Origin of the sequence: Paraflavitalea speifideaquila (assembly GCF_032395985.1) — a bacterium.
Classification (GTDB): domain Bacteria; phylum Bacteroidota; class Bacteroidia; order Chitinophagales; family Chitinophagaceae; genus Paraflavitalea; species Paraflavitalea speifideaquila.
Map to the genome: position 1 here is coordinate 345,099 of NZ_CP135920.1, position 25,615 is coordinate 370,713.

Annotated in this window: 35 protein-coding genes; 30 read left to right on the plus strand and 5 right to left on the minus strand. The window is 45.9% G+C overall.

Annotation, left to right across the window (positions count from 1 at the left end; all coding sequences use genetic code 11):
* The first annotated feature begins 47 nt into the window (after positions 1 to 47).
* From RS881_RS02455 to RS881_RS02600, 30 genes are all read left to right on the plus strand, one after another.
* Complete coding sequence (locus tag RS881_RS02455; RefSeq protein WP_315819634.1) at positions 48 to 326, plus strand: hypothetical protein; 279 nt, start codon at positions 48 to 50, stop codon at positions 324 to 326.
* 19 nt (positions 327 to 345) lie between these two features.
* On the plus strand, positions 346 to 1,080 hold the full coding sequence (locus tag RS881_RS02460) for a hypothetical protein (protein WP_315819635.1): 735 nt from the start codon (positions 346 to 348) through the stop codon (positions 1,078 to 1,080).
* A gap of 94 nt (positions 1,081 to 1,174) precedes the next feature.
* Positions 1,175 to 1,966: a SusE domain-containing protein gene (locus tag RS881_RS02465; protein WP_315819636.1), complete on the plus strand. Its 792-nt coding sequence runs from the start codon at positions 1,175 to 1,177 to the stop codon at positions 1,964 to 1,966.
* Positions 1,956 to 2,390, plus strand: coding sequence for a SusF/SusE family carbohydrate-binding protein (locus tag RS881_RS02470; protein ID WP_315819637.1), 435 nt, complete (start codon positions 1,956 to 1,958; stop codon positions 2,388 to 2,390). The genes RS881_RS02465 and RS881_RS02470 overlap by 11 nt, the downstream gene beginning before the upstream one ends.
* The gene (locus RS881_RS02475; protein ID WP_315819638.1) at positions 2,345 to 2,995 is read left to right on the plus strand and encodes a cadherin repeat domain-containing protein; all 651 of its coding nucleotides are present in this window, start codon (positions 2,345 to 2,347) and stop codon (positions 2,993 to 2,995) included. Before RS881_RS02470 ends, RS881_RS02475 begins: the two co-directional genes overlap by 46 nt.
* 95 nt (positions 2,996 to 3,090) lie before the next feature.
* The gene (locus RS881_RS02480; RefSeq protein WP_315819639.1) at positions 3,091 to 5,988 is read left to right on the plus strand and encodes an alpha-amylase family glycosyl hydrolase; all 2,898 of its coding nucleotides are present in this window, start codon (positions 3,091 to 3,093) and stop codon (positions 5,986 to 5,988) included.
* Positions 5,989 to 6,014: 26 nt separating this feature from the next.
* A complete protein-coding gene (locus tag RS881_RS02485) occupies positions 6,015 to 6,734 on the plus strand; it encodes an NUDIX hydrolase (protein WP_315819640.1) in 720 nt (239 codons plus the stop codon).
* 545 nt (positions 6,735 to 7,279) lie between these two features.
* Positions 7,280 to 7,480, plus strand: coding sequence for a hypothetical protein (locus tag RS881_RS02490; RefSeq protein WP_315819641.1), 201 nt, complete (start codon positions 7,280 to 7,282; stop codon positions 7,478 to 7,480).
* Positions 7,452 to 7,718 (plus strand): TonB-dependent receptor plug domain-containing protein, encoded by a 267-nt coding sequence (locus RS881_RS02495; protein WP_315819642.1) that lies wholly within the window; start codon positions 7,452 to 7,454, stop codon positions 7,716 to 7,718. Before RS881_RS02490 ends, RS881_RS02495 begins: the two co-directional genes overlap by 29 nt.
* A gap of 5 nt (positions 7,719 to 7,723) precedes the next feature.
* A complete protein-coding gene (locus tag RS881_RS02500; RefSeq protein ID WP_315819643.1) occupies positions 7,724 to 8,329 on the plus strand; it encodes a hypothetical protein in 606 nt (201 codons plus the stop codon).
* Positions 8,330 to 8,366: 37 nt separating this feature from the next.
* Positions 8,367 to 9,107 carry a SusC/RagA family TonB-linked outer membrane protein gene (locus RS881_RS02505; protein ID WP_315819644.1) on the plus strand — a complete coding sequence of 247 codons (741 nt, stop codon included), beginning with the start codon at positions 8,367 to 8,369 and terminating at the stop codon, positions 9,105 to 9,107.
* A 190-nt stretch (positions 9,108 to 9,297) separates the two neighbouring features.
* Positions 9,298 to 9,639, plus strand: a complete 342-nt coding sequence (locus RS881_RS02510; RefSeq protein ID WP_315819645.1) for a hypothetical protein — start codon at positions 9,298 to 9,300, stop codon at positions 9,637 to 9,639.
* A 17-nt stretch (positions 9,640 to 9,656) separates the two neighbouring features.
* Complete coding sequence (locus RS881_RS02515) at positions 9,657 to 10,055, plus strand: hypothetical protein (RefSeq protein WP_315819646.1); 399 nt, start codon at positions 9,657 to 9,659, stop codon at positions 10,053 to 10,055.
* Between the two features lie 14 nt (positions 10,056 to 10,069).
* Entirely contained in the window at positions 10,070 to 11,587 is a 1,518-nt protein-coding gene (locus tag RS881_RS61475; RefSeq protein WP_425476343.1) for a RagB/SusD family nutrient uptake outer membrane protein, read from the plus strand.
* 48 nt (positions 11,588 to 11,635) lie between these two features.
* Positions 11,636 to 11,983: an FG-GAP repeat domain-containing protein gene (locus tag RS881_RS02525; RefSeq protein ID WP_315819647.1), complete on the plus strand. Its 348-nt coding sequence runs from the start codon at positions 11,636 to 11,638 to the stop codon at positions 11,981 to 11,983.
* 106 nt (positions 11,984 to 12,089) lie between these two features.
* Positions 12,090 to 12,719: an FG-GAP-like repeat-containing protein gene (locus RS881_RS02530; protein WP_315819648.1), complete on the plus strand. Its 630-nt coding sequence runs from the start codon at positions 12,090 to 12,092 to the stop codon at positions 12,717 to 12,719.
* Positions 12,698 to 13,747, plus strand: coding sequence for a CRTAC1 family protein (locus tag RS881_RS02535; RefSeq protein WP_315819649.1), 1,050 nt, complete (start codon positions 12,698 to 12,700; stop codon positions 13,745 to 13,747). The genes RS881_RS02530 and RS881_RS02535 overlap by 22 nt, the downstream gene beginning before the upstream one ends.
* Before the next feature lie 5 nt (positions 13,748 to 13,752).
* The gene (locus tag RS881_RS02540; protein ID WP_315819650.1) at positions 13,753 to 14,196 is read left to right on the plus strand and encodes an FG-GAP repeat domain-containing protein; all 444 of its coding nucleotides are present in this window, start codon (positions 13,753 to 13,755) and stop codon (positions 14,194 to 14,196) included.
* Positions 14,166 to 14,486: an FG-GAP repeat protein gene (locus tag RS881_RS02545; RefSeq protein WP_315819651.1), complete on the plus strand. Its 321-nt coding sequence runs from the start codon at positions 14,166 to 14,168 to the stop codon at positions 14,484 to 14,486. Before RS881_RS02540 ends, RS881_RS02545 begins: the two co-directional genes overlap by 31 nt.
* A 74-nt stretch (positions 14,487 to 14,560) precedes the next feature.
* Positions 14,561 to 14,944, plus strand: a complete 384-nt coding sequence (locus RS881_RS02550) for a hypothetical protein (RefSeq protein WP_315819652.1) — start codon at positions 14,561 to 14,563, stop codon at positions 14,942 to 14,944.
* Between the two features lie 109 nt (positions 14,945 to 15,053).
* On the plus strand, positions 15,054 to 15,263 hold the full coding sequence (locus RS881_RS02555) for a hypothetical protein (RefSeq protein WP_315819653.1): 210 nt from the start codon (positions 15,054 to 15,056) through the stop codon (positions 15,261 to 15,263).
* A 232-nt stretch (positions 15,264 to 15,495) separates the two neighbouring features.
* Positions 15,496 to 16,074, plus strand: coding sequence for a hypothetical protein (locus RS881_RS02560; protein ID WP_315819654.1), 579 nt, complete (start codon positions 15,496 to 15,498; stop codon positions 16,072 to 16,074).
* Between the two features lie 168 nt (positions 16,075 to 16,242).
* Complete coding sequence (locus RS881_RS02565; RefSeq protein ID WP_315819655.1) at positions 16,243 to 17,205, plus strand: AMP-binding protein; 963 nt, start codon at positions 16,243 to 16,245, stop codon at positions 17,203 to 17,205.
* A complete protein-coding gene (locus tag RS881_RS02570; protein ID WP_315819656.1) occupies positions 17,196 to 18,047 on the plus strand; it encodes an AMP-dependent synthetase/ligase in 852 nt (283 codons plus the stop codon). Before RS881_RS02565 ends, RS881_RS02570 begins: the two co-directional genes overlap by 10 nt.
* A gap of 221 nt (positions 18,048 to 18,268) precedes the next feature.
* On the plus strand, positions 18,269 to 18,439 hold the full coding sequence (locus RS881_RS02575; RefSeq protein ID WP_315819657.1) for a hypothetical protein: 171 nt from the start codon (positions 18,269 to 18,271) through the stop codon (positions 18,437 to 18,439).
* A 417-nt stretch (positions 18,440 to 18,856) separates the two neighbouring features.
* The gene (locus tag RS881_RS02580; protein WP_315819658.1) at positions 18,857 to 19,342 is read left to right on the plus strand and encodes a hypothetical protein; all 486 of its coding nucleotides are present in this window, start codon (positions 18,857 to 18,859) and stop codon (positions 19,340 to 19,342) included.
* A 58-nt stretch (positions 19,343 to 19,400) separates the two neighbouring features.
* A complete protein-coding gene (locus RS881_RS02585) occupies positions 19,401 to 20,318 on the plus strand; it encodes a pyridoxal phosphate-dependent decarboxylase family protein (RefSeq protein WP_315819659.1) in 918 nt (305 codons plus the stop codon).
* A gap of 63 nt (positions 20,319 to 20,381) precedes the next feature.
* The gene (locus RS881_RS02590; RefSeq protein WP_315819660.1) at positions 20,382 to 21,446 is read left to right on the plus strand and encodes a branched-chain amino acid aminotransferase; all 1,065 of its coding nucleotides are present in this window, start codon (positions 20,382 to 20,384) and stop codon (positions 21,444 to 21,446) included.
* Between the two features lie 130 nt (positions 21,447 to 21,576).
* Positions 21,577 to 21,801 carry an NAD-dependent epimerase/dehydratase family protein gene (locus RS881_RS02595; RefSeq protein ID WP_315819661.1) on the plus strand — a complete coding sequence of 75 codons (225 nt, stop codon included), beginning with the start codon at positions 21,577 to 21,579 and terminating at the stop codon, positions 21,799 to 21,801.
* A gap of 82 nt (positions 21,802 to 21,883) precedes the next feature.
* On the plus strand, positions 21,884 to 22,087 hold the full coding sequence (locus tag RS881_RS02600; RefSeq protein ID WP_315819662.1) for a hypothetical protein: 204 nt from the start codon (positions 21,884 to 21,886) through the stop codon (positions 22,085 to 22,087).
* Between the two features lie 248 nt (positions 22,088 to 22,335).
* Here the strand turns inward: RS881_RS02600 and RS881_RS02605 are convergent, their stop codons facing one another.
* The 5 genes from RS881_RS02605 to RS881_RS02625 form a co-directional block, all read right to left on the minus strand.
* On the minus strand, positions 22,336 to 22,632 hold the full coding sequence (locus RS881_RS02605) for an early set domain-containing protein (protein WP_315819663.1): 297 nt from the start codon (positions 22,630 to 22,632) through the stop codon (positions 22,336 to 22,338).
* A gap of 773 nt (positions 22,633 to 23,405) precedes the next feature.
* The gene (locus tag RS881_RS02610) at positions 23,406 to 23,807 is read right to left on the minus strand and encodes a sensor histidine kinase (protein WP_315819664.1); all 402 of its coding nucleotides are present in this window, start codon (positions 23,805 to 23,807) and stop codon (positions 23,406 to 23,408) included.
* A 14-nt stretch (positions 23,808 to 23,821) separates the two neighbouring features.
* The gene (locus RS881_RS02615) at positions 23,822 to 24,793 is read right to left on the minus strand and encodes a histidine kinase dimerization/phospho-acceptor domain-containing protein (protein WP_315819665.1); all 972 of its coding nucleotides are present in this window, start codon (positions 24,791 to 24,793) and stop codon (positions 23,822 to 23,824) included.
* On the minus strand, positions 24,794 to 25,360 hold the full coding sequence (locus RS881_RS02620) for a response regulator transcription factor (protein WP_315819666.1): 567 nt from the start codon (positions 25,358 to 25,360) through the stop codon (positions 24,794 to 24,796).
* Entirely contained in the window at positions 25,330 to 25,485 is a 156-nt protein-coding gene (locus tag RS881_RS02625; RefSeq protein WP_315819667.1) for a response regulator, read from the minus strand. Before RS881_RS02625 ends, RS881_RS02620 begins: the two co-directional genes overlap by 31 nt.
* Between the last annotated feature and the right edge of the window lie 130 nt (positions 25,486 to 25,615).

Genomic DNA, 25,615 nt, shown 5'->3' on the forward strand with positions numbered 1-25,615 from the left:
TTCCCCTATGCAGTGGAGGATATCACTTCTCTTTTAGCTATTCCACCTTGCAACTCACCTTCAACCTTAGCAATGGCGCGCCTGGCACCTTCACCATCAACAATGGTTCTGCACCTCCTATTACTACTATTACATCAGGTACCTGGACCGTGGACAATGCAAAAACCCCGCAAACCATTTCACTGAAAAATGGTACGGTGACAGAAACCATGACCCTGGGCGCTTATGTCAATGCCGTCAACAACAAGCTAAAAGTAAAGGTTACCCGGACCGATGCAGCAACCAATACCTTGCTCATCGTGTATAATTATGAATTTTCCCGCTAACCTCCTTAAAAGAAAATCAATGAAAAAAGTAATCATAGCCTGCTTGTGTTTTGTGCTGCTTAGCCACCTTGCAAGTGCTCAGGACCCATTCAAGGGTTTTACAGTGAACCCTCTGGTGTTTACTGCCGAAGATGAAATAACCATTACGGTAGATGTTACAGGCACCAATGTAGCGGGGGCAACAGATGTTTATATCTGGACTTGGGCCAACGAAGAGCCTGGAGTTGCAGCCGTCAACAGCATCGTCAATACCGCGTGGACCAATTCACCTGATGCAGCCAGGTTTACACCGGTAGCTGGTTCTCCCAACAAGTTTACCTTTAAACTGAAAGGCACCCTCATCTTTAACCTTACCCCTGGTCAGTTGAAACACTTTCAATTCCTGGTAAAAACAAAAGACGGAGGTAAGCAATCGAACAATACCAATACCATTAAGTTCGATCCCCTGGTGTTTACCCCCAGCATGATGCGTATTTTCCCAGCGCGTGTAGGACAAAACGATGTTATCTCTCTTTATTTCCACCAGGACCTGGCTACCAGCATCAATGAGCAGCGTATGACACCCGTATCGGCTACGGTAGAAGTATTTGACAATACAGGAGCATCCGCCGGTCAGCCCCTTACTCTGTCATTGAACAATACCAGCGGCCAAATGTGGCGGGCATTTTTGTGCCTACCCGTTCTTATACCCCAGGCGCAGGAAAGAAGTTTACCCGCTTTACCTATAAGTTCAATGGAACCGTACGTGATGTGAATAACCAACCGGTGGCTGTTACAACGGCTGTTGCCGAAGTGATTTTAGCCGAAATGAAATAAACTCCTGCTAAACATTAATAATGATGTTGCTTATGAAAAAGATATTAATGCTAACTGTGCTAACAGCCATGATCTTTGCGGGCTGTCAGAAAGCAGACTTTGACAGCACAGTCACCGGTGAGGGACTGAACACCTTTACCCTGAATACACCCCTTGCCAATACAATCATTGCACTGAATGCTGCTACGCCCACCTCCAAAGTGGAAATAAGCTGGACAGCTTCAAAACCAGGTGTCGATAAAGTACCTACCTATAAATGGGTAGCTGCCTTACGCGGTACAGGTAACTTGGATGCACCCTTGTTGGAAATTGCTAGCGATAATAGTGGTAAGGATACCAAATTAACCCTTACCCATAAACAATTGGATGATGCTTTAAAAGCAAAGGGAATTGCCGATGGCGTTAAATCCGAACTGATATGGAGTGTGAAGGCGGACAATGGATCATTTCAATTACTGTCCTCCGACACCAGGAACATCACCATTACCCGTATGAAAGATGGCGCCACCACATTCATCCTACTGGGCCCGGCTTCCAGTGGTACCGTTCAGGCCATTGATCCCAATAGCACTACCCAGGCTATGAAATTCAACTGGACAAAGTCCATACCTGCTGCTGGTGGCAGCGCTATGAAATACAAAGTATTGTTTGCCGAAAGGAAACTCGATGATAAAGGTAATGTGCGTCCGGTGGATTGGACCAATCCCTTATTTGCCGTGAATGCCGATAATAGCGGTAGCGATTCCCTGGCCTCTATTGTGTACAAAGCCATCAGCGATTCATTGACCAAAAAAAGGATTTACCAATACCGAATTGCCGGTTGACCTGTTGTGGACGGTGGCAGCAGTTTCCGGTACCTGGACCCAATATGCCGATTACGTGAACCAGGTAGTTATTCTGCGCGAGATAAAGGTTTTTGTGGTGGGTAGCGCTACCCCCGCTGGTTGGACCATCGAGAATGCCTCTCGTCTTATTCCCGATCCACGTTTCCCCGGCACCTTCTTTACCTATATCACCCTTTCTGCCGGTGAGTTCAAATTTGTAAATGGTCAACAATGGCCTCCTGCACCTGGTATTATTGATTGGGGGCAGGACCCTGCCGGAGCAGCCGGTACCATTACCGACAACAATGAAAACAATATTCCTGTTGCTACCGCCGGTATATACCGCGTAACCTTCGATTACGCCAATAAAAATATTATGTGCAAACAGCTGGCACTGGTGGTATCGGCGCATTGGGGCTGGTAGGAGCCTTCCAGGGATGGAGCCCTGGCTCCAACATACGCATGGGTAATATCGCACCCAATAAAATGCTGGTGCTGCAGGATATGACGACTAACGACGAATTCAAGTTCCATGATGGTTTTGAATGGGATAATGGCGCCAATAACAAAAGCAGGTGGTTCGGTCCCGAAACAGAAGGAGGTACTAAATTGATCGTTGATGGTGGTAGTGCCAAAAATGTGAAATGGACAGGCACTACCGGCCGTGTACGTACCATCTTTGATGGCAGCGATGTGAAGAACCTGACTTATAACTTATCACCTGCTACCGAAATGCGGGTAGTAGGTAATGGTATGGCAGCATACCCCGAATGGAATCCCGGCGGTTCACCCCAAATGACCTACCTGGGCAATGGCAAATGGCAGATCACCCTCGACCTGGTGGCCGGCGCTAATAAAGAGATCAAATTCCTATCGGGAAATGATTGGGGCGCCTTTGATTATGAAGATGCCGGCAATGGAAAGATCAAATATGAAGGCGGCGATAATTTCAAAACACCTGTCCTAACTGGCAGCTACCTCATCACCCTCGATGAGCAAAATGCTACAGTAACTTTTGTGAAACAATAAGATCATTAAGGTGGGGCGCCCTGCTGCGCAGGCTCTTACAGCAAAGCAGGGCGGCTCTCCTTACCAACCCACCTCGCTGGTTTAAACGATTGCTGATGAAGTCACTTGTACTTACCATATTGTGCGCTGTGCTAGGCTTCACAACAGCCACCGCCCAGTTACTCACTACCACCCCTGCATTCCCTGCCGATAATGCCGCCCTTACCATTACGGTAGATTGTACCAAGGGCAACCAGGGATTATTGAATTATGCCAATACCAACGATGTATATGTGCATATTGGCGTGATCACCAACCTTAGCAGTAACAATGCCGACTGGAAATACTCCAAATTTGCCTGGGCCAGTACCGATGCTGCTGCCAAAGCCACCTGGATTGCTGCCAACAAATACCAGTACACCATTGCCAATATCCGCACTTTCTTCAATGTGCCAGTTGGCGAAACCATTCGCAGGGTGGCCATCCTTTTCAGAAATGGCGCAGGTTCCCTCGTACAGCGTATTGCCGATCCCGGTGTAGATATGGGCAATATGTACATCGCCGTGTACAACAATGCCCTTACCGGCAAGTTTACGGCCCCTCCGATGGATCCCCGGTTTATACCTATTCCCGAACCCATCACCAAAACAACCGGCGAATCCATTGACCTCACCTACCTGTCGAACAATACGGGCAACCTGCAACTGTTTTTCAATGGCACCGAGATCACTAATATTACCGGAAATACCACGATACAGGCCTCACCCACCATTACAACGGCCGGCAACCAACAAATAGTAGGCAGGGTAACAGATGGCATTTCCACCCATTCTGATACCATTAATTTCTTTGCAGCCCCTGCGGTCAATATACTACCCCTCCCGGCAGGCGTACGCGATGGCATCAACTATGAACCCGGAGATACATCCGCCATCCTGGTTCTCTATGCCCCCAATAAAAACAAAGTATCTATCATTGGCGATTTTAATAACTGGACCGAGTCGGTAAACTACCAATGCAATAAAACGCCCGATGGCCTGCGCTATTGGAAACGCATTACAGGCCTTACGCCCGGTACCGAATATGCGTATCAATTTGTGGTCAACAATACCCTGAAGATAGCCGATGCCTATACCCAAAAAGTATTGGACCCAGCCAATGACCAGTTTATTACCGCCGCCACCTATCCCAACCTCAAGCTATATCCTACCGGTAAAACCACCGGTATCGTAAGCATATTACAAACAGCTAAACCAGGCTATACCTGGCAGATAAATACTTTCAATCGGCCTGATAAGCGCAATCTCCTTGTATATGAATTATTGCTGCGCGATTTTGTGGGCAACCACGATTGGAAAACATTGAAAGACACTTTAAGCTACCTCAAGCGCCTCGGCATTAATGCCATTGAGCTCATGCCATTTAATGAGTTTGAAGGCAATATCAGTTGGGGTTACAATACCTCTTTTTACTTTGCACCTGATAAATATTATGGACCGGAGAATGATCTCAAAGCCCTGATCGACGAATGCCATAAACAAGGCATGGCTGTGATCATGGATATGGTGCTTAATCATTCCTTTGGCCAGTCGCCCATGGTGCAATTGTATTTTGATGCGGCCAACAACCGGCCTGCTACCGAAAGTCCCTGGTTCAATACCGCTGCCAAACACCCTTTTAATGTAGGATACGACTTTAACCATGAAAGCCCGGCCACCCAATACTTCGTTAGCCGGGTGGTGGAGTTCTGGTTAAAAGAATACAAGCTCGATGGTTTCCGCTTTGACCTTTCCAAAGGATTTACCCAGAAAGCCTCCTGCGATCCCGATGGCAATAATTGCAACCAGGCCAACTGGGACGCCTATGATGCCAGTCGTATTGCCATCTGGAAGAAATATTATGATACCCTTCAACTAAAATCCAATGGCAGCTATGTAATACTGGAGCACCTGGGGGTGAATGACGAAGAGAAAGAATTGGCTGCCTATGGCATGATGCTGTGGGGCAATATGAACCATGCTTTCAACGAAGCTACCATGGGATATACCAGTGGCTCCGACTTTAAAGGGGCCATCCATGTAGAAAGAGGTTGGAGCCAGCCCAACCTGGTAGCTTATATGGAGAGCCATGATGAAGAAAGGCTCCAATACAAGAACGCCCAGTTTGGTAATGCAGCTGGCAGCTATAATGTAAAAGACCTGGTTACGGGCCTGCGCCGCAATGAAATGGCTGCTGCTTTTTACCTGACCATTCCTGGTCCTAAAATGATCTGGCAATTTGGTGAGCTGGGCTATGACTACTCTATCAACTATTGTGAAAACGGTACCATCAATAATTCATGCCGTACTGATCCCAAGCCGCTTAAATGGGATTACCGGCTCAATGCTGACAGAAAGAAACTGTATGATATTTACAGCGTCATGCTGGCCCTTCGTAATCACCCCGCATATAAGAATGGGTTTGTTACCGACCGCATTACCTGGGATCTTTCCGGAGGTTTCAAATGGTTGAAGTTGACTACCGATACGTCTAATATACTCGTCGTTGGAAACTTTGATGTTGCTGCCCTTTCCGGGTCGGTCGTATTCCAGCATGCCGGCACCTGGTATGATTACCTTACCGGTCAAACCATTACTGCCACTGGTAATTCGCAAACCATTTCCTTGCAACCCGGGGAGTATCACGTATATTTGAATCGAAACATAACAAATATTCTTACACCTGTTACCGACCTGGACAACCAAGGTAAGAATACCAGGTTAAGTATCTATCCCAACCCTGTCACATCGAACTCTACCATTGAATATGAACTACCGCTTAATACCGGGGTAACGTTATCCTTACTGAACTTGAACGGTCAACAGATCTCCCAACTACAAGCGGGCTTTAAAATCAAAGGGGTGCATCAGTTACCTTTGTATAGATTAGGACGGAATAAACCAGTACCCGGACTGTATTTTATCCGGATGCAGTATGGCAATAACAGTATAACCAGGAAACTAATTATTAATTAAGCCTTTACCAGTATAATTGCAATATTATGGGAACCGCATTACAGAAAACCATTCAACAGCTACGGTCGGAGAACAGGGAATATTTTCAAATAGCCCTTTCTGTAGACTGCGTGATCTTTGGATTTGATGAAAATGAGTTGAAAGTACTGCTCATTAAATCCGACCTGGAAGAATTCAACGATCAGTGGTCTTTATTGGGTGACCTGGTGAGTCCCGATGAAAACCTCGATAGTGCCTCTTATCGCGTACTGAAAGAGCGTACCGGCCTGGATGATGTGTACCTGGAACAGGTATATACTTTTGGTGATGTAAACCGTCACCCTGCCGGCAGGGTAATTACTACTGCCTGGTATTCACTCATCAATGTGAAAGACCACCAGCTCGACCTGGCGCATAATGAGTTGCATTGGCATCCTGTAAGTGAAATAACTACGCTGGCTTTTGACCACAAGAAGATATTGGATACCTGTTTAAAACAACTGCAATCCAAGATCGACGAACATCCCATTGTATTTAACCTATTGCCCGAGAAATTCTCCCTGCGTGAGCTCCAAAGCTTGTATGAGTCCATCCTGGGCACCAAGCTCGACCGCCGCAACTTCCGGAAGAAATTCTTCCTGATGGATTGGCTCATCGATGTAAATGAACTGGAGCAGGATGTACCCCACAGGCCCGGCAAGTTGTATCGCTTTAATGCCGCCCGCTTTTCTAACGGTAAAGTAAAGTTGGAAGAAGCCGTACATTAATAGTAATCATTCCGGTATCACCATTCGCACACCTTTTCGCATGTTCAGGCGCATGTGAAAAGGTTATCTTATGCTAGCCCTATCAACTATCCGCGATCTTTTTTACCCTTTTTTCTTTGTATTCCTGACACTCATTCTACAGGCAAATTGCCTGAATAACTTTCCATTAAATTGATTCTCTTATTCTTATCGTGACTAAACATATGGGGTTTGTATCCTGATTGCAATATTTTGGATGCAAAATAAGTGTTATTTTTTTTGACATGATAAGCAAATAGGTTATATTGTGTATAAGCTACACGTTTTATTCCGCCATTTTATAACTACCTAACTGATTGCTATGACATCAAGACGATTGTTCGCAGCATCTGCTATGCTATTGCTGGCGTTCTGTTTAAGCACCGCCAGTCTCGCACAGGAAAAGATTATTACAGGAAAGATTTCCGATTCAAAAGATGGTTCACCAGTTGTTGGGGCTTCTGTAGTTCCCAAAGGGGTCTGCCAAAGGCACTTCTACCAGCGCCGACGGAACCTTCCGGCTCAATGTGCCTGATAATATCAGCATATTGGTGATTTCCTCTGTAGGATACACTGTACAGGAGGTAAACATTGCAGGAAGTAATGTCGCCAACGTTACACTCGTTCCAAACAACTCCGATTTGAACGAGATCGTGGTAGTGGTTATGGCACTGTTCGTAAAAAGACCTTACAGGTGCCGTGGCCTCTGTGAAAGCCAAAGATTTTAATCAGGGTATGCAAACCTCTCCCGACCAGTTGATACAGGGTAAAGTGGCGGGTGTGCAGATACTCAACAACAGCGGCCAGCCTGGCGGCGGTACTACCATCAAGATCCGTGGTAACTCTACCATCCGGGCAGGCAGCAATCCACTCTTTGTAGTTGATGGCATCCCCCTCGACGGTCGTTCTGCCCGCCCCGGAGGCTCTGGCGCAGGCATTGGTACCTCACCTGGGGCTAATCCCTGAACTTTATGAACCCCAATGATATTGCCTCTATCGACGTATTAAAAGATGCATCCGCCACCGCTATTTATGGCTCCAGAGCAGCCTATGGCGTGGTGATCATTAATACCAAAAGAGGTACACTGGGCGCCCCCAGGATCGATTTTAATAACTATGTAGGCTTCAGTAAGATCATTAAACAACTGAAAGTGCTCGATGCCAGTGAGTATCGGAAAGCACTGACTGATTATGGTCTTACCTCGGGCGATTTCGGCGGCAGTGTAAATGCCATGGATGCTATCCTGCGTACTGCCTGGACACAGAATTATGATATTGGCATCAGCGGCGGTACTGAAAACTCAAGATTTCGTATTTCTGCAGGATACCTCAACCAGGATGGGATCGTTCGCAAATCAGGCTTTAAAAAATACTCCACCAATATAGCCGGATTCTTTAAGTTTCTACAGAATAAAAGCCTGGGTATTGATTATAACCTCATCGCCTCCCAAACCATTGAAGAGATTGCCCCCGTATCGACCGATGCAGGATTTACAGGTAGTATCATCGGCCAGGCCTTACAATGGAATCCTACCATGCCCCTGATGATAAAAAAGCCAATGGCGAAGATTCACTGAATATTCTCAGAGGCTCAACTACCGTGAACCCCTGGCTATGTCTGAAGCCTATAACGACAATTCAAAAGTGACCACCATATTAGGTAGTATCACCCCTTACTTTAAGATCACCAAGGACCTCGAATACAGGATGCTGTTCAGCATTAATTACAGTACAGGTGTCCGGAAAGGGCAGATTGCTTCCTTTATCAACCTGGAGAACATTGTTGACCGGGGTGTTGCCTTTACGGCAAACAATGAGCTGATCACCAAGCAGTGGACCAATACGTTGACCTATAACAAAAAGCTATCCCCCGCTGTCAACCTGAATGCCCTGGTCGGATATGAATACCTCCGTTTCGACAATAAAGGGAATGGCATGAACGCAAGCGACTTTGGTAATTTTGGTATTCCCTATTATAACTATTTCCAATTCAGCTCTCAGAATACCAGGGGCGTATTTTCATTTATCGACCCCACCACCGAATTGCAATCTTACTTTGCAAGAGCTACCGTGAACCTCAAAGAAAAATACCTGCTTACTGCCACCATCAGAGCCGATGGTTCCACCAAGTTTGGTAAAGACAATCGCTATGGCTATTTCCCTTCTTTCTCGGCTGCCTGGAATGTTGATCGCGAAGACTTCATGAAGAACCTTGAATTTGTGAGCTTTCTGAAGCTGAGAGCAGGCTGGGGAAAAACCGGTAGTCAGGATGTGCCGGCAGGATCAGCCCAGGACAGGTATTCCTTTACCGGCCCCGGTGCAGTAGGCCCCTCAATAGCCCCAATCCCGCCTTAAAATGGCAGGCCGATCAACAAACCAATATTGGTCTGGACTTTGGCATTTGGGATAATAAAATAACGGGTACCATTGATTTCTTTAATAAGAAAACAACCGACCTGTTATACCCCTGGTATCGGCCCAGCCAGTAGCCCCAGGCGCTCCCCCTACCTGGGCCAACCTTCCTTCAAACATTATTAATAAAGGGTTGGAAATTACCCTCAATGCCAGTATCATAAGAAAGAAAGACCTTAGCTGGGACTTTGGCATCATCGCTTCCTTCCTTAAAAATGAAGTGCGTGATCTTTCTACACCCATTCCAACAGGCGCCCTCCATGGACAGGGTATATCAGGAGCTACCGTACAGCTGATTGCCAATAACCAACCCATCAATGTGTTTTACCTGAAGAAATACCTGGGCATCAATAAAGCAACAGGTATCGCCGATTATGAACAGGAGGGATATGAAAGGTATTATGTAGGCAACCCAAATCCCAAAACAGTGATTGGTATTACCTCTTCTGTACAGTACAAAAACTGTTTGCAGTAGTTAATTTCAATGGGTCATTGGGAGTAGACATATACAATAATACCGCCAATACGGTACTACCCATCGGTAACCTGAATGGTGGCCGTAACGTGGCCAGGTCATTGATCGGGGGCGATGTAAAAGAAGCAATCGCCAACCCCATCACCCCTTCTACCAGGTATATGGAAAATGGCAGCTACGTAAAACTGGCCAATGCCAGTGTTTCTTATCAGATAGGCAATATTGGAAAATCTTTAAAGGATCTGAGTGTATTCGCATCCGGTCAAAACCTGTTGGTGTTTACACACTTTACCGGATTCGATCCGGAGGTGAACACCGATAAACAGGTAAATGGTGTTCCTTCTGTTGCCATTGAATACACCCCTTATCCTTCTGCCCGTTCATTTCAGGTAGGCGTAAGATTTTCACTTCAATAGAAAAAAATAACATTATGAAACATACACGATTCCTATATTTCATGTTGCTTCCACTGATCATGGTTGGTTGTACCAAACTGGAAGAGAAACTGAATGGAGAAGTGCCGGGCTCGGCCGTTGGTGGTGGTTCAGCCAATACTGCTGCCCTCGTAAGAGGCCTGTACGATGCTATGCGCAGCCCCTACCAGGACCAAAGCCGTTTCTGGGCTGCACAGGAACATACCACCGATGAATGCATCGGGCCTACAAGAGGGGGCGACTGGGACGATAATGGGGTATGGAGAACCTTACACGTGCATAAATGGGATGGTGACCATTTATTTCTTCGCCAAACATTTGAAGACCTCGGTGGTGTGATCTATGCCGCAACAGACCTCCTGCGCTATTCGCCCACTGCCCAACAAAAAGCCGAAGCCCGTTTCCTAAGAGCCTTTGCCATGTTTTCCTTGCTCGATGGTTGGGATCAGGTGCCCTATCGGGAGCCCGGTGGAAGTATCCTGGAAGCTCCCAAAGTAAGGAAAGGTACCGAGGCCCTGGATTATATCATTTCGGAAGTTAATGCCATTATTCCCGACTTGCCGGCAAGTCCTGTCAATAGGGCCAATAAAGACGCAGCCAGGGTATTCCTCATGAAATGCTATTTGAATAAAGGCGTTATTGCCAATCGCGCCACACCCACCTTTCCAGCGGCCGATATGGCCCAGGTTGTAACCCTGGCCGATCAGCTAATAGGAAGTGGAAAGTACACCCTGGCCAATAATTATTTTGATAATTTTGCCCCCAATAATGATGCTATCTCTACAGAGAACATCTTTACAGCCGAAAATATTGGCGGTTCTTCCAGTGGTAACGTACGTTCTCGCTGGTTCTGCACCCTGCACTACAACAACAACCCCAGCGGTTGGAATGGGTTTACCACCCTTTCTGATTTTTATAATAAGTTTGATGCTGTGGATCTGCGCAGAAGCCAAAGCTATCCCGGTACTACCAATATCTCGGGCATCAAGCCTGGGTTCCTGGTAGGCCAGCAATTTGATCAGAATGGCGTAGCCCTTAAAGACAGAGGCGGCCGGCCCCTGGCCTTTACACCCGAAGTAAAAGCCATTGAGATCGGCACCAACCTGGAAGTAACAGGTATCCGTGTTATCAAATACCCCATTGATTATAATTCGGGCGATAATTCCAACAACGACTATGTTTATTACCGGTATGCCGATGTATTACTCATGAAGGCTGAAGCCCTCCTGAGAAATAATGGCGCTGCTGCTGCCTTACCCATCGTTAACCAGGTGCGAACAAAAAGAGGTATCACAGCCCTTGGTGCAGTTACCCTGGATCAACTCCTGGATGAAAGAGGCCGCGAATTCTATTGGGAAGGAATGAGAAGAAACGATCTTATCCGCTTTGGTAAATACCTGCAGCCCTGGCAGGAAAAAGCAACCGATGATCCCAAAACCTCTTATTCCCTATTCCCAACCAACAAGTGGCGGCTAACCCAAATCTTATACAAAACCCCGGGTATTGATCAATAAGTTGGTTAATTTACAGGAGGTCATTTGTAGAATGACCTCCTGTTTTTTATGAAACATCGTCCCATATTTGCCTGCCTGCTTCTTGCATTCGCTGCCTGCCTGTCCTGTAAACAAAAGGAAACCCCTGCTCCTTTGTTTGAACAAATGGACCATACCGGCATCAGCTTTACCAATACCGTACAGGATTCGCCCGATTTCAACATCTTCACCTACCGCAATTTCTATAATGGCGGTGGCGTAGCCATAGGCGATATCAACAATGACGGACTGAGCGATGTATTCTTCACCGCCAATTCCGGAAGCAATAAATTATACCTCAACAAAGGCAACTGGCAATTTGAAGACATTTCCGAAAAAGCAGGCTTTACCAATAAAAGAAATGGAGTACCGGCGTAGTAATGGCCGATGTGAACCACGATGGCTGGCTCGATATCTACGTATGTAATGCCGGTTATCAAAAGGAGTAGGGCAGGAAGATGAACTTTTCATCAATAACCATCAATTGCGATTTGTCGACTCAGCCACAGCTTATGGACTAACCGACAATGACTATACCACCCATGCCTCCTTCTTCGACTACGACCTTGATGGCGATCTCGACCTGTATTTACTAAACAATAGTTTCATACCGGTTAATACCCTCAACTATGCCAATAACCGTGATCTCCGTGCAAAAGACTGGCCCGTAGCCGATTTTCTGAAAGGGGGTGGAGACAGGCTTATGAGAAACGACAATGGCAGGTTTACCGATGTAAGTAAAGAAGCAGGCATCTATGGCAGCCTCATCGGCTTTGGCCTGGGAGTTACTATAGGAGATGTGAACAATGATCAGTACCCGGATATCTATATCTCCAATGATTTCTTTGAACGCGATTACCTGTACATCAATCAGCAAAATGGTACCTTCAAAGAAGAGCTGGAAAAATGGACCCAGCATATCAGCCTATCATCTATGGGCGCCGATATGGCCGATATCAATAATGATGGCTACCCCGATATTTTTACCACCGATATGCTGCCCGATGAGGAGTACCGGTTAAAAACAACCGCTTCTTTTGAAACCATTGACGTAAACCGCCTCACCATTAAAAAGGCTTTTACCATCAATACATGCAAAATGCACTCCAGGTAAACAATAAGAACGGACGTTTCCTGGAAACCGCTCACTATAGCGGAGTGGCAGCCTCCGATTGGAGTTGGGGCGCACTGATCTTTGATGCCGACAATGATGGCCTTGCTGATATTTATGTTTGTAATGGCATTTATCGTGATGTAACAGATCAGGATTTTATTGATTTTTTTGCCAATGAAATAGTGCGCAAAATGGCCCTTACAGGCAAAAAGGAACAGATAGATGAGATCATTGCCAAAATGCCTTCACGACCCTTAGTGAACAAAGCCTTTAGAAACCTCGGTAACCTCCGTTTTGCTGACGCCGGCTCCCAATGGGGCATCACACAACCCTCTTTCTCCAATGGCGCCGCCTATGGCGACCTGGACAATGATGGCGACCTTGATATGATCGTGAACAATGTCAACGAAAAAGCATTTGTGTACCGTAATAACAGCCGTGAAACCTCAGGTAACCATTATATCGGTATTTCCCTTAAAGGCAATGGAGCCAATACCTTTGCCGTTGGCAGTACCGTCAAAGTATACCAGGGCAACCAGGTGATGAGCCGGGAAATTATTCCCGCCCGGGGCTTTCAATCTTCCATAGACTATAAAGCCATCATTGGCCTGGGCAGTAACAAGATAGATTCAATGATCATTCTATGGCCCGATCGTACTCTTACGCGTTATGATCATCCGGCAGTAGATTCAGTATATATCCTTCAACAGCCAGGGCAAAGTGCCGGGAAGGCAGTTCTGCAAGGGACTGCCGCACCTGTACAACCACTATTGGCCATGGTTGGCAACTCTTTCGACAAACATAAAGAAGACGATTACGTTGATTTTTATTACGAACGTAATATTCCCATGATGCTTTCCCGCGAAGGTCCCAAAGCCGCCTGGGGAGATGTGGATGCCGACGGCCTGGCCGACCTGTATATCTGTGGTCCATCAGGTCAAGCCGGCCAGCTTTATTTGCAAACGGCCAAGGGTTTTGTAAAAAGCCTGAAAAAACATTTGATCAGTTTGCCAACTTTGAAGACGTAACCGCCTTGTTCTTCGATGCTGATAAAGATGGCGACCTGGATCTCTTTGTAGGTACAGGCGGTAATAACCATCCCGTGGGCAGTCGTGAAATGCAAAACAGACTTTACCTCAATGATGGCAAAGGCAATTTTGAGATCAATATATTGGCCCTGCCACCGAATGCCGGTAATACCGCTGTAGTGCTGGCCGCAGACTTTGATAACGATGGTGATATGGACTTGTTTGTGGGTAGCCGCAGTATACCCGGCAATTATGGAACCGCTCCCGATAGCTACCTGCTTTTCAATGATGGGCATGGAAAGTTTACCGATATCGCAAAAACGAAGAACCCGGATATTGCCAATATTGGACTGGTAACAGGCGCCGTGATGGCGGACATGACGGGCGATCAGAAACCCGAACTGGTGATTGTAGGCGAATGGATGACACCACGAATGTTTTTTGGGTAGGCGACCATTTTACAGAAGTACATTCCAATCTCGATCAATTATACGGTTGCTGGCAATCCCTTGCCGCTGCAGATCTGGACAATGATGGTGATCAGGATCTGGTGCTGGGCAATATGGGAGAAAATTTCTACCTGCATCCCACAGAAAAAACGCCCCAGAAAATATGGATCAATGATTTCGATGCCAATGGCATCATGGATAAGATCATCACACACACTGTCAATGGGCGCGAGGTGACCGTTTTTATGAAACGTGATCTCACCGATCAACTCCCTTCCGTGAAAAACTAACCCTCAAACATGAAGATTTTGCCCAAAAAACCATCCAGGATCTGTTTCCTGCCGATATCCTCAATAAAAGCACCGTGAAAACCATCAATTATGCCCCTTCTTGTATAGCCGTTAATGAAGGCAATGGCAAGTTTACTATACAAAAACTGCCCCTCTCTTTACAACTTTCCTGCGTCAATAGCATTCTTTGCACCGATCTGAATAAGGATGGTTATCCTGATCTGGTAATGGGAGGCAATTCTTTTGCTTTCCTGCCCCAGTTTGCCCGTATGGATGCCTCTTTGGGTCATGTATTGCTAAACAATACCAAGGGCGATTTTACAGCTTTGTCCAACAAACAATCCGGCTTGGAATTATGTGGGGTTATTCGGGATATTAAAGAGATTCCTTCAAAGAATGGCCGGTACCTCCTTATTCTTCAAAACGATGAGTGGCCGGCACTGTTCCGGATTAAATAGCAGGGTAAGCGCTACGGGGCTACATGATGATAACCTTCCCCAAGCCGGGCTCTTTTTGTATTCTAAATTCTGTATGCTGTATTCTCGTTTCTGGCTATCTTTGATTTCTATGAAACAATTCGTCCTCGCTGCTACTTTTTGCTTATCAGTAGCTACTATTACCGCTCAGGATCAGGATTGGAAAGCCATGCAGGAGAAAGCAAAAGCTTTTACCCGTCAGGGCGATTATTCCAATGCCATCATGGTATTGAACCGCGCACTGGAAAAGGAAAACAATAACCTGGAACTTAAAAGGACCTGGCATTTACCTACTACCTGAACCGCGATTATGTAAGGGCCCTGGAAGTTGCCAAACCTTTACCCGAAGCTCAGGATGCCGATGTACAAAGCTACCAGATACTGGGTATGGTGTACAAAGCCATTGAGGAGGCAAAAGATGCAGAAAGAATGTACAAATCGGCGTTGAAGAAATTCCCCAATAGTGGCGTCTTGTACAACGAGTATGGCGAAATGCTCTGGAGCAAAAAGTCCTATTCCGATGCCATCAAACAATGGGAAAAGGCATCGAACTCGATCCCACCCATTCCGGCAATTACTACAATGCAGCCAAATACTACTACTTTACGAAGGATAAAATTTGGGCATTGGTCTATGGTGAGATCTTCGTAAACCTGGAGAGCTACTCAAAACGTACCCCAGAGATCAAAACCGTCCTCCTCGACTCCTATAAAAAGTTGTTTACCGACAGCGACCTGGCCAAAAACCAGGATGTTAAAAATGAATTTGTAAAAGCCTGGCTGGATATCATGCAAACCCAATCAGGCTATATGGCGACCAATGGCGTTACCCCGGAAACCCTGTCGGCCATCAGAACCAAATTCGTCGTCAGTTGGTTTGAGAAATATGCCAAAAGACTCCCTTTTCGCTTGTATGAATACCAGCAACAATTGCTGAAATCGGGCATGTTTGAGGCTTATAATCAATGGATATTTGGTACTACCGCCAATTTGACCGCCTACGAAAACTGGACCAAAACCCATACAGAAGAGTACAACCAGTTCAATACCTTCCAGCATAACCGGGTTTTTAAACTGCCAGCCGGCCAGTATTACCAAACCCCTTCCAAATAACCCTTCCCGATCTCATTAAATCAATATACAGCCCTGCTTTGGCGGGGCTTTTTTATTAGTACTTATTTGTTAATTTGACCTCCAATAGCCGGGAAAAACAACAACAAGGAGTGTCCGGATGTTGTAATCAGTGAGCCCCTTGCATTAACTACACGTAAAACGATTGTTATGACCGAACCCAGGCGACTTTTTGATTGTATTCAATACCAGCTCGAGGGCAATCCCCTGCCCGTTATGCTGGCCGGCAAAGAAAATGGTCAATGGCGTACTTACAACACACAGGAAGTAAAAGAAACGGTCGATAAATTAAGTGCGGGTTTACTGAATCTTGGTGTTACCGCCGGTGATGGAACTGCCGAAGGCCGTGATAAGATAACTGTCATGAGCAAGAACCGCCCCGAATGGCTGATGCTCGATCTGGCTGTTCAACAACTGGGCGCTGTACTTACACCCGTTTATCCCACCATCAGTATCAGTGAACTGGAATTCATATTGCAGGATGCACAAGTGAAAATGGTATTCGTGAACGACGAAGAGCTATTTCATAAAGTGATGCACGTAAAAGACAATATACCCTCTTTAAAAACGATCTATACATTTGAACAAGTGCCCGGTGCCAATCATTGGAAAGAGATACTGGCCCTTGGCGATGCTGCCGCAGCCGAAAAGGTAAAGACTATTGCAGCATCCATACAGTTAGAAGACCTGGCCACCATTATCTATACCTCGGGTACAACGGGCAAACCTAAAGGGGTCATGCTTTCGCACCACAACATACTTAGCAATGTAATGGATTCCATTCCATGCTTTCCGCCGGGTGAAAATATGCGTGCCTTGAGCTTCCTGCCCCTCAATCACGTATTTGAGCGCATGGTGAGCTATATCTATTTATTCAAGAGAACTTCCATTTACTATGCCGAAAGCCTGGAAACCATTGGCGATAACCTCAAAGAGGTAAAACCTACCATGTTCACCACCGTACCCCGCCTCCTGGAAAAAGTGTACGACCGAATTATGGCCAAGGGGCAGAGCTGTCAGGTATTAAGAAGAAACTCTTTTTCTGGGCGCATGAACTGGCTACCCGTTTTGAGATCAATAAGAATATGGGCTTTGGTTACCGGATGCAACTAGCCTTGGCCAATAAACTCATATTTAGCAAATGGCGCGAAGCCTTAGGCAATAACCTGTTGTGCGTTGTTACTGGCGGTGCTGCCTGCCAGGTACGGCTCATACGCATCTTTACCGCTGCGGGCATCCCCATCATGGAGGGTTACGGATTGACCGAAACCTCTCCCGTGATCAGCGTCAACCGCTACCAGGAAGAAGGCAGGATGTTTGGTACCGTAGGTCCACTCATTAATAACGTTGAAGTAAAGATTGCAGAGGATGGTGAAATACTTTGTAAAGGCCCCAATATCATGATGGGCTATTACAAACGTCCTGATCTTACGGCCGATTCCATTGCCGGTGGCTGGTACCATACCGGCGATATCGGTATGATGGTCGATAACAGGTTCCTGAAGATCACTGACCGGAAGAAGGAAATGTTTAAAACAAGCGGTGGCAAATACGTTGCCCCCTTGCCGATAGAAAATAAACTCAAAGAATCACCTTTTGTAGAACAGGTAATTGTGGTAGGCTCCGAAAGAAAATTTGTAGGCGCCCTGATTGTTCCCTCCCTGAGCAATCTTAAAGATTGGGCACGCCAGCAAGGCATACAGGCAACCACCAATGGCGAACTGATAAAGGATCCCAAGGTCATACACCTGTACAAAGACCTGGTAGAGAATTTCAACAAGTATTTTAACCACGTAGAACAGATCAAGAAGTTTGAACTACTCCCCGACGAATGGAGCGTAGAAACAGGCGAAATGACCCCCAAATTAAGCCTCAAACGCAAAGTGATCATGGAGAAGTTCCGAGATGCGATTGAACGAATTTATCATGACGCCAAACCGGAAGCTGTTAGCTAACCTATTTGCATAACTCTTTTCAGACAAGGGCAGCACTTGGGCTGCCCTTTCTCCTATAACACCGCGTAATTCAATACCATTCGTGTTGTATTGCGGTTTTTCCTCCATTTCATCCCATCAATACCGCAATTCAGGCATCCCTCCATTGCCCGCGCATTTGGTATGGCAGACATTTGTGCCGTATCAGTACTTGTTAATTATTTACCAGCCAACACCTTTGTATGAAAAAGTTAGCCATCCTGTTGTGCATTTTTGCCTCCATGGGATTTACCGTAGCCGGAGAAAGCGAATCCGGTGAATTAGCCGCTCGCCCAATACCTAAAAAAGTAGAGAGGACCTATGGGTATATCGAAACCACATCCCCTCAATCCTATACCATCATCTTGCAATAAAACGCCTAACCTGTTGATATACCAGCAATAGATAGGAAGCCTATCGCTTTGTCAGTCTATTTGAAGTTTAAACGTTAAGGGCCCTGTGCATCCAGCTATTCAGCCGGATCAACTGGGCCCTTCGGCTTTAGTATTCCTCCCCCCTCCGCCTTAAGAACTGTATTCAATCCGCGAAATCCCTAAAATCCTTGAATCAGCGATTGATCCGCGAAATCTTTCCAATCCCTTCAATCTGTGATTCTGATCTGGTTAAAATAGAAAAAACTGAATCTGTTTTTAATCAGAAATTCAAGGGAAATTTGTATAGTAAAAACAGATCATGCTTTCAAGGCTACTTGAAAATAGGCAAGATTCAGGTTGCTGCCTGTAAAGCACTTTTACATCTTCACATAGTCATAAAATAAACCCATGCTGAGTATGAAAAAAGTACCGGAGTTATTGGAAGAAGAAACATTAGACCCTGTGGATTGGTCTTCCTTAAGAGAGCTGGGCCATCGCATGCTCGATGATATGTTTGATTACCTGCAATCAGCCCGCCAAAGGCCAGCCTGGAAACAGCCCACTAAGTTTGCACTGAACAGCATGCAACACCCCCTACCTCTGTTTCCACAGGATGCGGCAGAAGTATACGAACACTTTTTCACACAAATATTGCCCTATAATACGGGAAATACACACCCCCGCTTTTGGTCATGGGTGCAGGGAGGAGGCACCCCCTTGGGCATGCTGGCCGATATGCTGGCCGCTGGCATGAATGCCAACGTTAGCATTGGCGATCATATGCCCATGTATGTAGAAAACCAGGTAATAGCCTGGTCAAAAGAAATGATGCGCTTTCCGGATACCGCCAGCGGTATTTTATTAAGCGGAGCTTCCTGGCTAATATTACAGCCCTTACAGTAGCCAGGAATCACTTCAACACAACTATCCGGAAAAAGGATTACAGTCCGTACCTGCCCAAATGATCATTTATGGCTCTGCTGAAACCCATAACTGTGTAGTGAAAGGAGTAGAGGTAATTGGCATCGGTAGCGACAATTTCAGGAAAGTGCCTGTAGATGAGCAGTACCGAATTCGGGTGGACCTATTAAAGCAAATGATCCGGGCCGACCGCGAAGCCGGTCACCTTCCATTTTGTATCGTGGGCAATGCCGGCACCGTTAACACCGGTGCTATTGATCCGTTGGAAGAATTGGCCGCCATTGCGAAGGAGGAACAATGTTGGTTTCACATTGATGGCGCATTTGGCTCGGTGCCTAAAATATTGCCCGAATTTGAGGATCGTTTAAAAGGAGTGGAATTGGCCGATAGCCTTTCCTTTGATTTCCACAAATGGTTATACGTAAACTACGAAGTGGCTTGTGTACTCATACGCGATGCAACCATTCATCGGGAAGCCTTTGCTGCTGCCGTCAATTACCTTGTACAACATGAACGCGGATTGTCGGGAGGCCCCGACTCCTTCAGCAATTATGGCATGGAATTATCCCGCGGTTTTAAAGCCTTGAAAGTATGGATGTCAATTAAAGAAAATGGCCTGCACCGCTACCAATACATGATCCGTAAAAACCTGCGACAGGCCCAATACCTGGCAGGATTGGTACAAGCTGAACCAACCCTCGAATTGCTGGCCGATGTACCTCTGAATATTGTTTGTTATCGATTCAATCCGGGCGGCCTGGAAGATGAAGAGCTGAACATTATCAACAAAGAGATACTGATGCGCTTGCAGGAGCAAGGTATTGCCGCCCCATCCTATACACTATTAAATGGCAAGTATGCCATCCGCGCAGCCATTACCAACCACCGCAGCAGGATGGATGACTTTGACATACTGGTAGAGGAAACCTTGCGCATCGGCAAGGAATTGATCGCGTAGCCTGGTAAAGAGGGAAAGCATCGTTGATTTTGAAATAAACGTCACTTTTTAAAATATTTCATCATGGAACTCACCACCTCATTTTCCATACAACCCGTCAAACAGTCCAGGATCGCTGAAGTTGATTTTGACCACCTGGAGTTTGGCAAGTATGTGGCCGACCATATGTTGGTATGCGGTTATGCCAATGGCGTATGGGATACACCCCGCATTATCCCTTTTGGCGATCTTTCCTTGTCGCCCACCTCACTGGCCTTGCACTATGGACAAACAGTATTTGAAGGCATGAAAGCATTCCGCCTGGAAGATGGCCGGATCAATGTTTTCAGGATACATAAGCATTATGAACGATTAACAAAGTCCCTGGATCGCATGTGCATGGCTATTGTGCCCGAGGACGTTTTTGTAGAGGGGCTCCGCCAGCTGATATCCCTTGATAAGCATTGGGTGCCTGCTGCTGATGGAACGGCCCTGTATATTCGCCCTTTTGCTTATGCCAGCGAAGCAAAATTCGGCGTGAAGGTATCTGACGAATACAAGTTTGTCATTTTCTCTGGCCCGGTGGCGGCAGCCTTTCAAAAGCCACTCCGGGTAAAAGTGGAAACCAATTATGTAAGAGCTGCCAGGGGCGGTACCGGCGCTGCTAAATGCGGCGGCAATTATGGCGGTGCTTTTTATCCCACCCAACAAGCAAAAGAAGCGGGTTTTGACCAGGTATTGTGGACCGATAGCCAGGAGCATAAATACATAGAAGAATCCGGTATGATGAATGCCATGTTTGTTATAGATGGTACCCTGGTAACCCCACCCCTTAGCGATTCTATTCTCGATGGCGTTACCCGCGATTCCCTGCTCACCCTGGCAGGTGATCTTTCCATCCGTGTAGAGACCCGTCCGGTGTCAATTGACGAACTGGAAAAAGCATTCCGGCAACATACCATCACCGAAGCTTTTGGGGCAGGAACTGCCGCCATTGTGGCTCCTATCGGCACCATACATATCAATGGAATTGATTACCATTTACCAGCTTATACCGCTTCGTCCCTGATGTTCCGTTTACGCGATAAACTGGAAGCAATACGAACAGGAAAAGACGAAGATATACATCATTGGAACTATGTGTTTTAAAAGGATCAACCGGGTCCATGTTGGTTATAGCCGGCGTTTCCACGCCGGTTTTTTATTGTCCAGCCTCCCAGCCAGCAATTATAGTTAAAACTACCCGCAAGCCTTAAATTTGCAATTCAATCAAACTACCATGGCAAAGACAATAATTATTACCGGCGCTAATGGCAATCTCGGAACAGCTGTTGTAAAGAAATTCCTCGATGAGAATTATAAGGTCATCGGTGTCGACCATTCTGGCAGTCACCTGGGGTTTGCCAGCAGTCACCCCCAATTTGAACTCCATGCCGTAAACCTGGCCGAAGAAGCTGCCAGCGATACTTTTGCCAAGGAGGCCATTAGCCTCTACAAAAGATAGATGGGGCCTTATTGCTTGCCGGAGGGTTTGCTATGGGCGATATTGCCGCTACTGACGGGGCGGCCCTTAAAAAATGTTCTCCTTGAATTTTGAAACCGCTTACTACCTCACACGCCCCCTTTTTCAGCACATGCTGGAAAGCGGTTATGGACGCATTGTATTAGTGGGCGCCAGACCAGCCCTGGAGCCTGCTGCTGGGCAGTATATGATCGCTTATGCGCTTAGTAAGTCATTGCTTATAAAACTGGCAGATATGCTTAATGAAGCTGCCAGGGGAAAAATGTAACTGTTTCTGTCATTGCTCCCAGTATCATTGATACACCCGTAAACCGCGCGGATATGCCCAATGCCGATTTTAGCAAATGGGTTACCCCGGCACAAATTGCCGGCGTGTTGGAATTCATTTGTTCTGATAAAGGCGATCCCCTAAGAAGTCCCTTTTACAAAATTTACGGTGACGCATAAAAAAGGTGTAAAGGGATGCGCCATTTTGATAAAGCCCATCCTTTTACACCTGTAGTATTTCTTCACAAGCTATACAGTAAGTACACTGTACCAGCCACAAACCCCATCGGGTTCCCTCAACTGGTTCTCAATGTCTTCCGTCCACATACGCCCATCAATAAAGAATTTGTAATGATACTTGCCCTGTGGCAACATTGGGATCTCGATCAGCCACATGCCATTTTTGACCGGCTGCATTTTTAATTCATCCTGTGCCCAGTGATTAAATGTACCTGCTAGCGTAATGTGATCAGCACAACTGTTGTGAATGTGGAATTCGATTGTCTTCTTCCGCTTGTTGATGTACGGTGACAGATGCGGTTTCATAGTTCTCCTTTTTTGAAGGTGACAGGAATGATGTTGGATGCCTGGGTATCCATAAACGCTTTCATAAGGTAAGGACCTCGGGAATGATTAAAACGGGCTGATAAAACAAAGCGGGCGGGCAATCGATAATGATACTAGGTAGCTAAGCCATGCACAGTGAGATAGTGCCTTTTACTTCCTAAAAGATACGAACTGTTTTCCGGATTAAAGATCGACTCCCAGGAATTATTTATTAATTTAATTAGGGAAGAATACCGGCAATGGGCTTGTATTTCCCTCCGGAAGGGACACTAGGGGAATGTATAATGGGCGGGATTTCTTGGCCAACTCCTGAACTGGGTCGGAAGTCTACAATACTTCCTAATTGGGTGATTGATTGTCAAGGAATAGGGTACGGATTGTCGGATTGTAATAGACTTAACCAATGTTGCTCCAGACTGGCTTACCGGGGTATGCCCAGGCGACTGACCGAACTACTGTTTAGCCGGATGCTATCCAGTAGTGATTGTAACTTTGATATCTCCTTTGAAAGCCGGAGGTTTACAGATAGAATAGAATCATTTTGAAGGATCAAGGTATTATTTTTGTCACAAGCTTTGAGTTTTTCTGCCCAAGTCCCACACCGGCAATAACTACCAATACCAGGCACAATAAAGGGACCCATCGAAAAAATAGTTGATTCTTCATACCAGCAGATTGTTCTGTACTCAAATATGCTCTATTGCTGTTAAACAGCGATTAAACGCGCATTAAAAGACAATTAATTAAAACCCTTAGTGTGCAGAGAACGCTTTAACAGAGGGTAGCTGGATGGTGAAAACTGTTCCCTTATGCAGGTCTGACTGTACTTTGATATTGCCCCGGTGTAAGCTGATGATCCTCTTTGCCAGGGCCAAACCAAGGCCAAAGCCTTTAACGTGTGTAGCAGCGTTAGTACGGTAAAATGGCTGGAAAATATGTTCCATTTCCTCCTCGGCAATCACATTGCCATGGTTTTTAACCTGTATGATTACCTGGTCATCCTCAAAAGAAAGATCAACCCAGGAAAGATGGTCTGGTGAATACTTGCAGCCATTCTCTACAAAGTTTTTGATCGAACTATATAACAGGTCATTATTGCCAAATACCAGGAATCGCTTCTCATCTTCCGGAAATTCTCCAAAATGTAATTCCACCTGGTAGCTGGGGCTTATTTTTGTACATCACTCATTACCTTGAACAGCACTTCATCAATGCGCACTTCATGCAGTTCTATCGTACCCTGTGATCCTGTTTTGGCAATTTCCAGCAAGCTTTTAGTAAGTTGCCGCATTTGCTGCACATCTTCATAGATTGATTGCAATACCTGGCGGTACTCTTCCGTATTCCTGTCCTTTTGCAGCGTAACCTCTAATTGACTCGAAATAGAGGTAAGCGGCGTTGATAATTCGTGCGATGCGTTGGAAATGAATCGTCGTTGCGTAGTAAAGGAATCCTGGAGTCGGTTCAGTAATTCATTAAAGGTATTGGCCAACTGGTGCAGCTCATCATGCCCACTACCTGCTTCTATGCGATGTGAAAGACTTTGAGAGGAGATATCTTTTACTTCCCGGATGATTTGAGTGATGGGCATAAGCAATTGCCGCGAAAACAGGAAGCCCACAATGGCCGCCGCTGCAATCCCAATCAATAAGCTGGTCATCAACAACTTTTGTAATTGCGAAAGCCGGTTCCAGCCATCCAGGTCATAGGCTGCTACCACTACCACGATCCGGTTTACCGAATCAATATGGTGAAATGCGATCACATCCCGGGTCAGAATTTTATAATAAGTTTCTCCATCCAGGCGGGCCCTTTCCAGCATTGAAATATTAGTAGTAGGTGTTTCTACCCCATGTGCATTGAATTCATAGACGGGCTGGTTGAGGTAGTTGTAAATAACCACGCTTTTATCCTGCAGCGTATTGGTCGATCCCGAGTCAAAGCGCTTTAACATCGTGGTGCTGCTATCACCAAAATAAGTATACAGCTGCGCATTGTTATTTGCGCGGCCTTTGAGTCGTTTTTTGAAAGCTTCCAGCCTTTCGAGCGAAGTGAAATAGTATATCGAAAAACTAAGTAGTAACAGAATTGCCGTAACCAACAGCGTAAAGAGCGCAGTTATTTTAAATTTGATCTTCACCTATGCGTGCTCTTTTAAAATATAGCCCATTCCAACTTGCGTATGTATTAGTTTGCTATCGAAATCCTTGTCAAGTTTCTTACGTAGGAAATTAACGTACACGTCAATAACGTTCGTTTTTGTGTCGAAATCAATATCCCACACATTCAAAGCGATATCTGCCCGGGAAACCACCCGGTTCTTATTCCGGACCAGGTACTCCAGTAGCTGGAATTCTTTGGCCGTCAGCGAAATCGGCTTTTCGGCTCGTGTAACCTCCTTACTGTCCAGGTTCATGACAAGGTCGGCCACCTTGAGCATATTACCTGTAGGTACATTCTGATAAATACGTTTCAACAAGGCCCGGATTCGTACCAGTAACTCTTTAAAATCAAAGGGTTTTACAATGTAGTCATCGGCCCCTGCATCAAATCCCTCAATTTTATCTTCTGTGGCGCTAAGGGCTGTGAGCATCACCACCGGGATGCGTTCATCCCTTTTACGGATCTCCTTACAGAGTTCATACCCATTCATCCCAGGCAGGTTAATGTCAAGTATTACCAGGTCAAAACTGTACGTTTCAACCATTTTTTTTTCCCAATGAGGCCATCATATGCTACCTCCACATGGTACTGCTGCTCCATTAATCCTTTCTTAAGAGCCTCTGCGATCTTCTTTTCATCCTCTACCAATAAGATTTTAACTTCTTCCATATCGTAAGTAGATGATTGTGCCGACAAAAATCTGAAATATTGGCCATCAAAGGGTTCTCTCTTATAAATATCGCATTAAAATGGAATTAAAATGACCATTATGGGCATAAATCGGGGGAAATAACAAAAA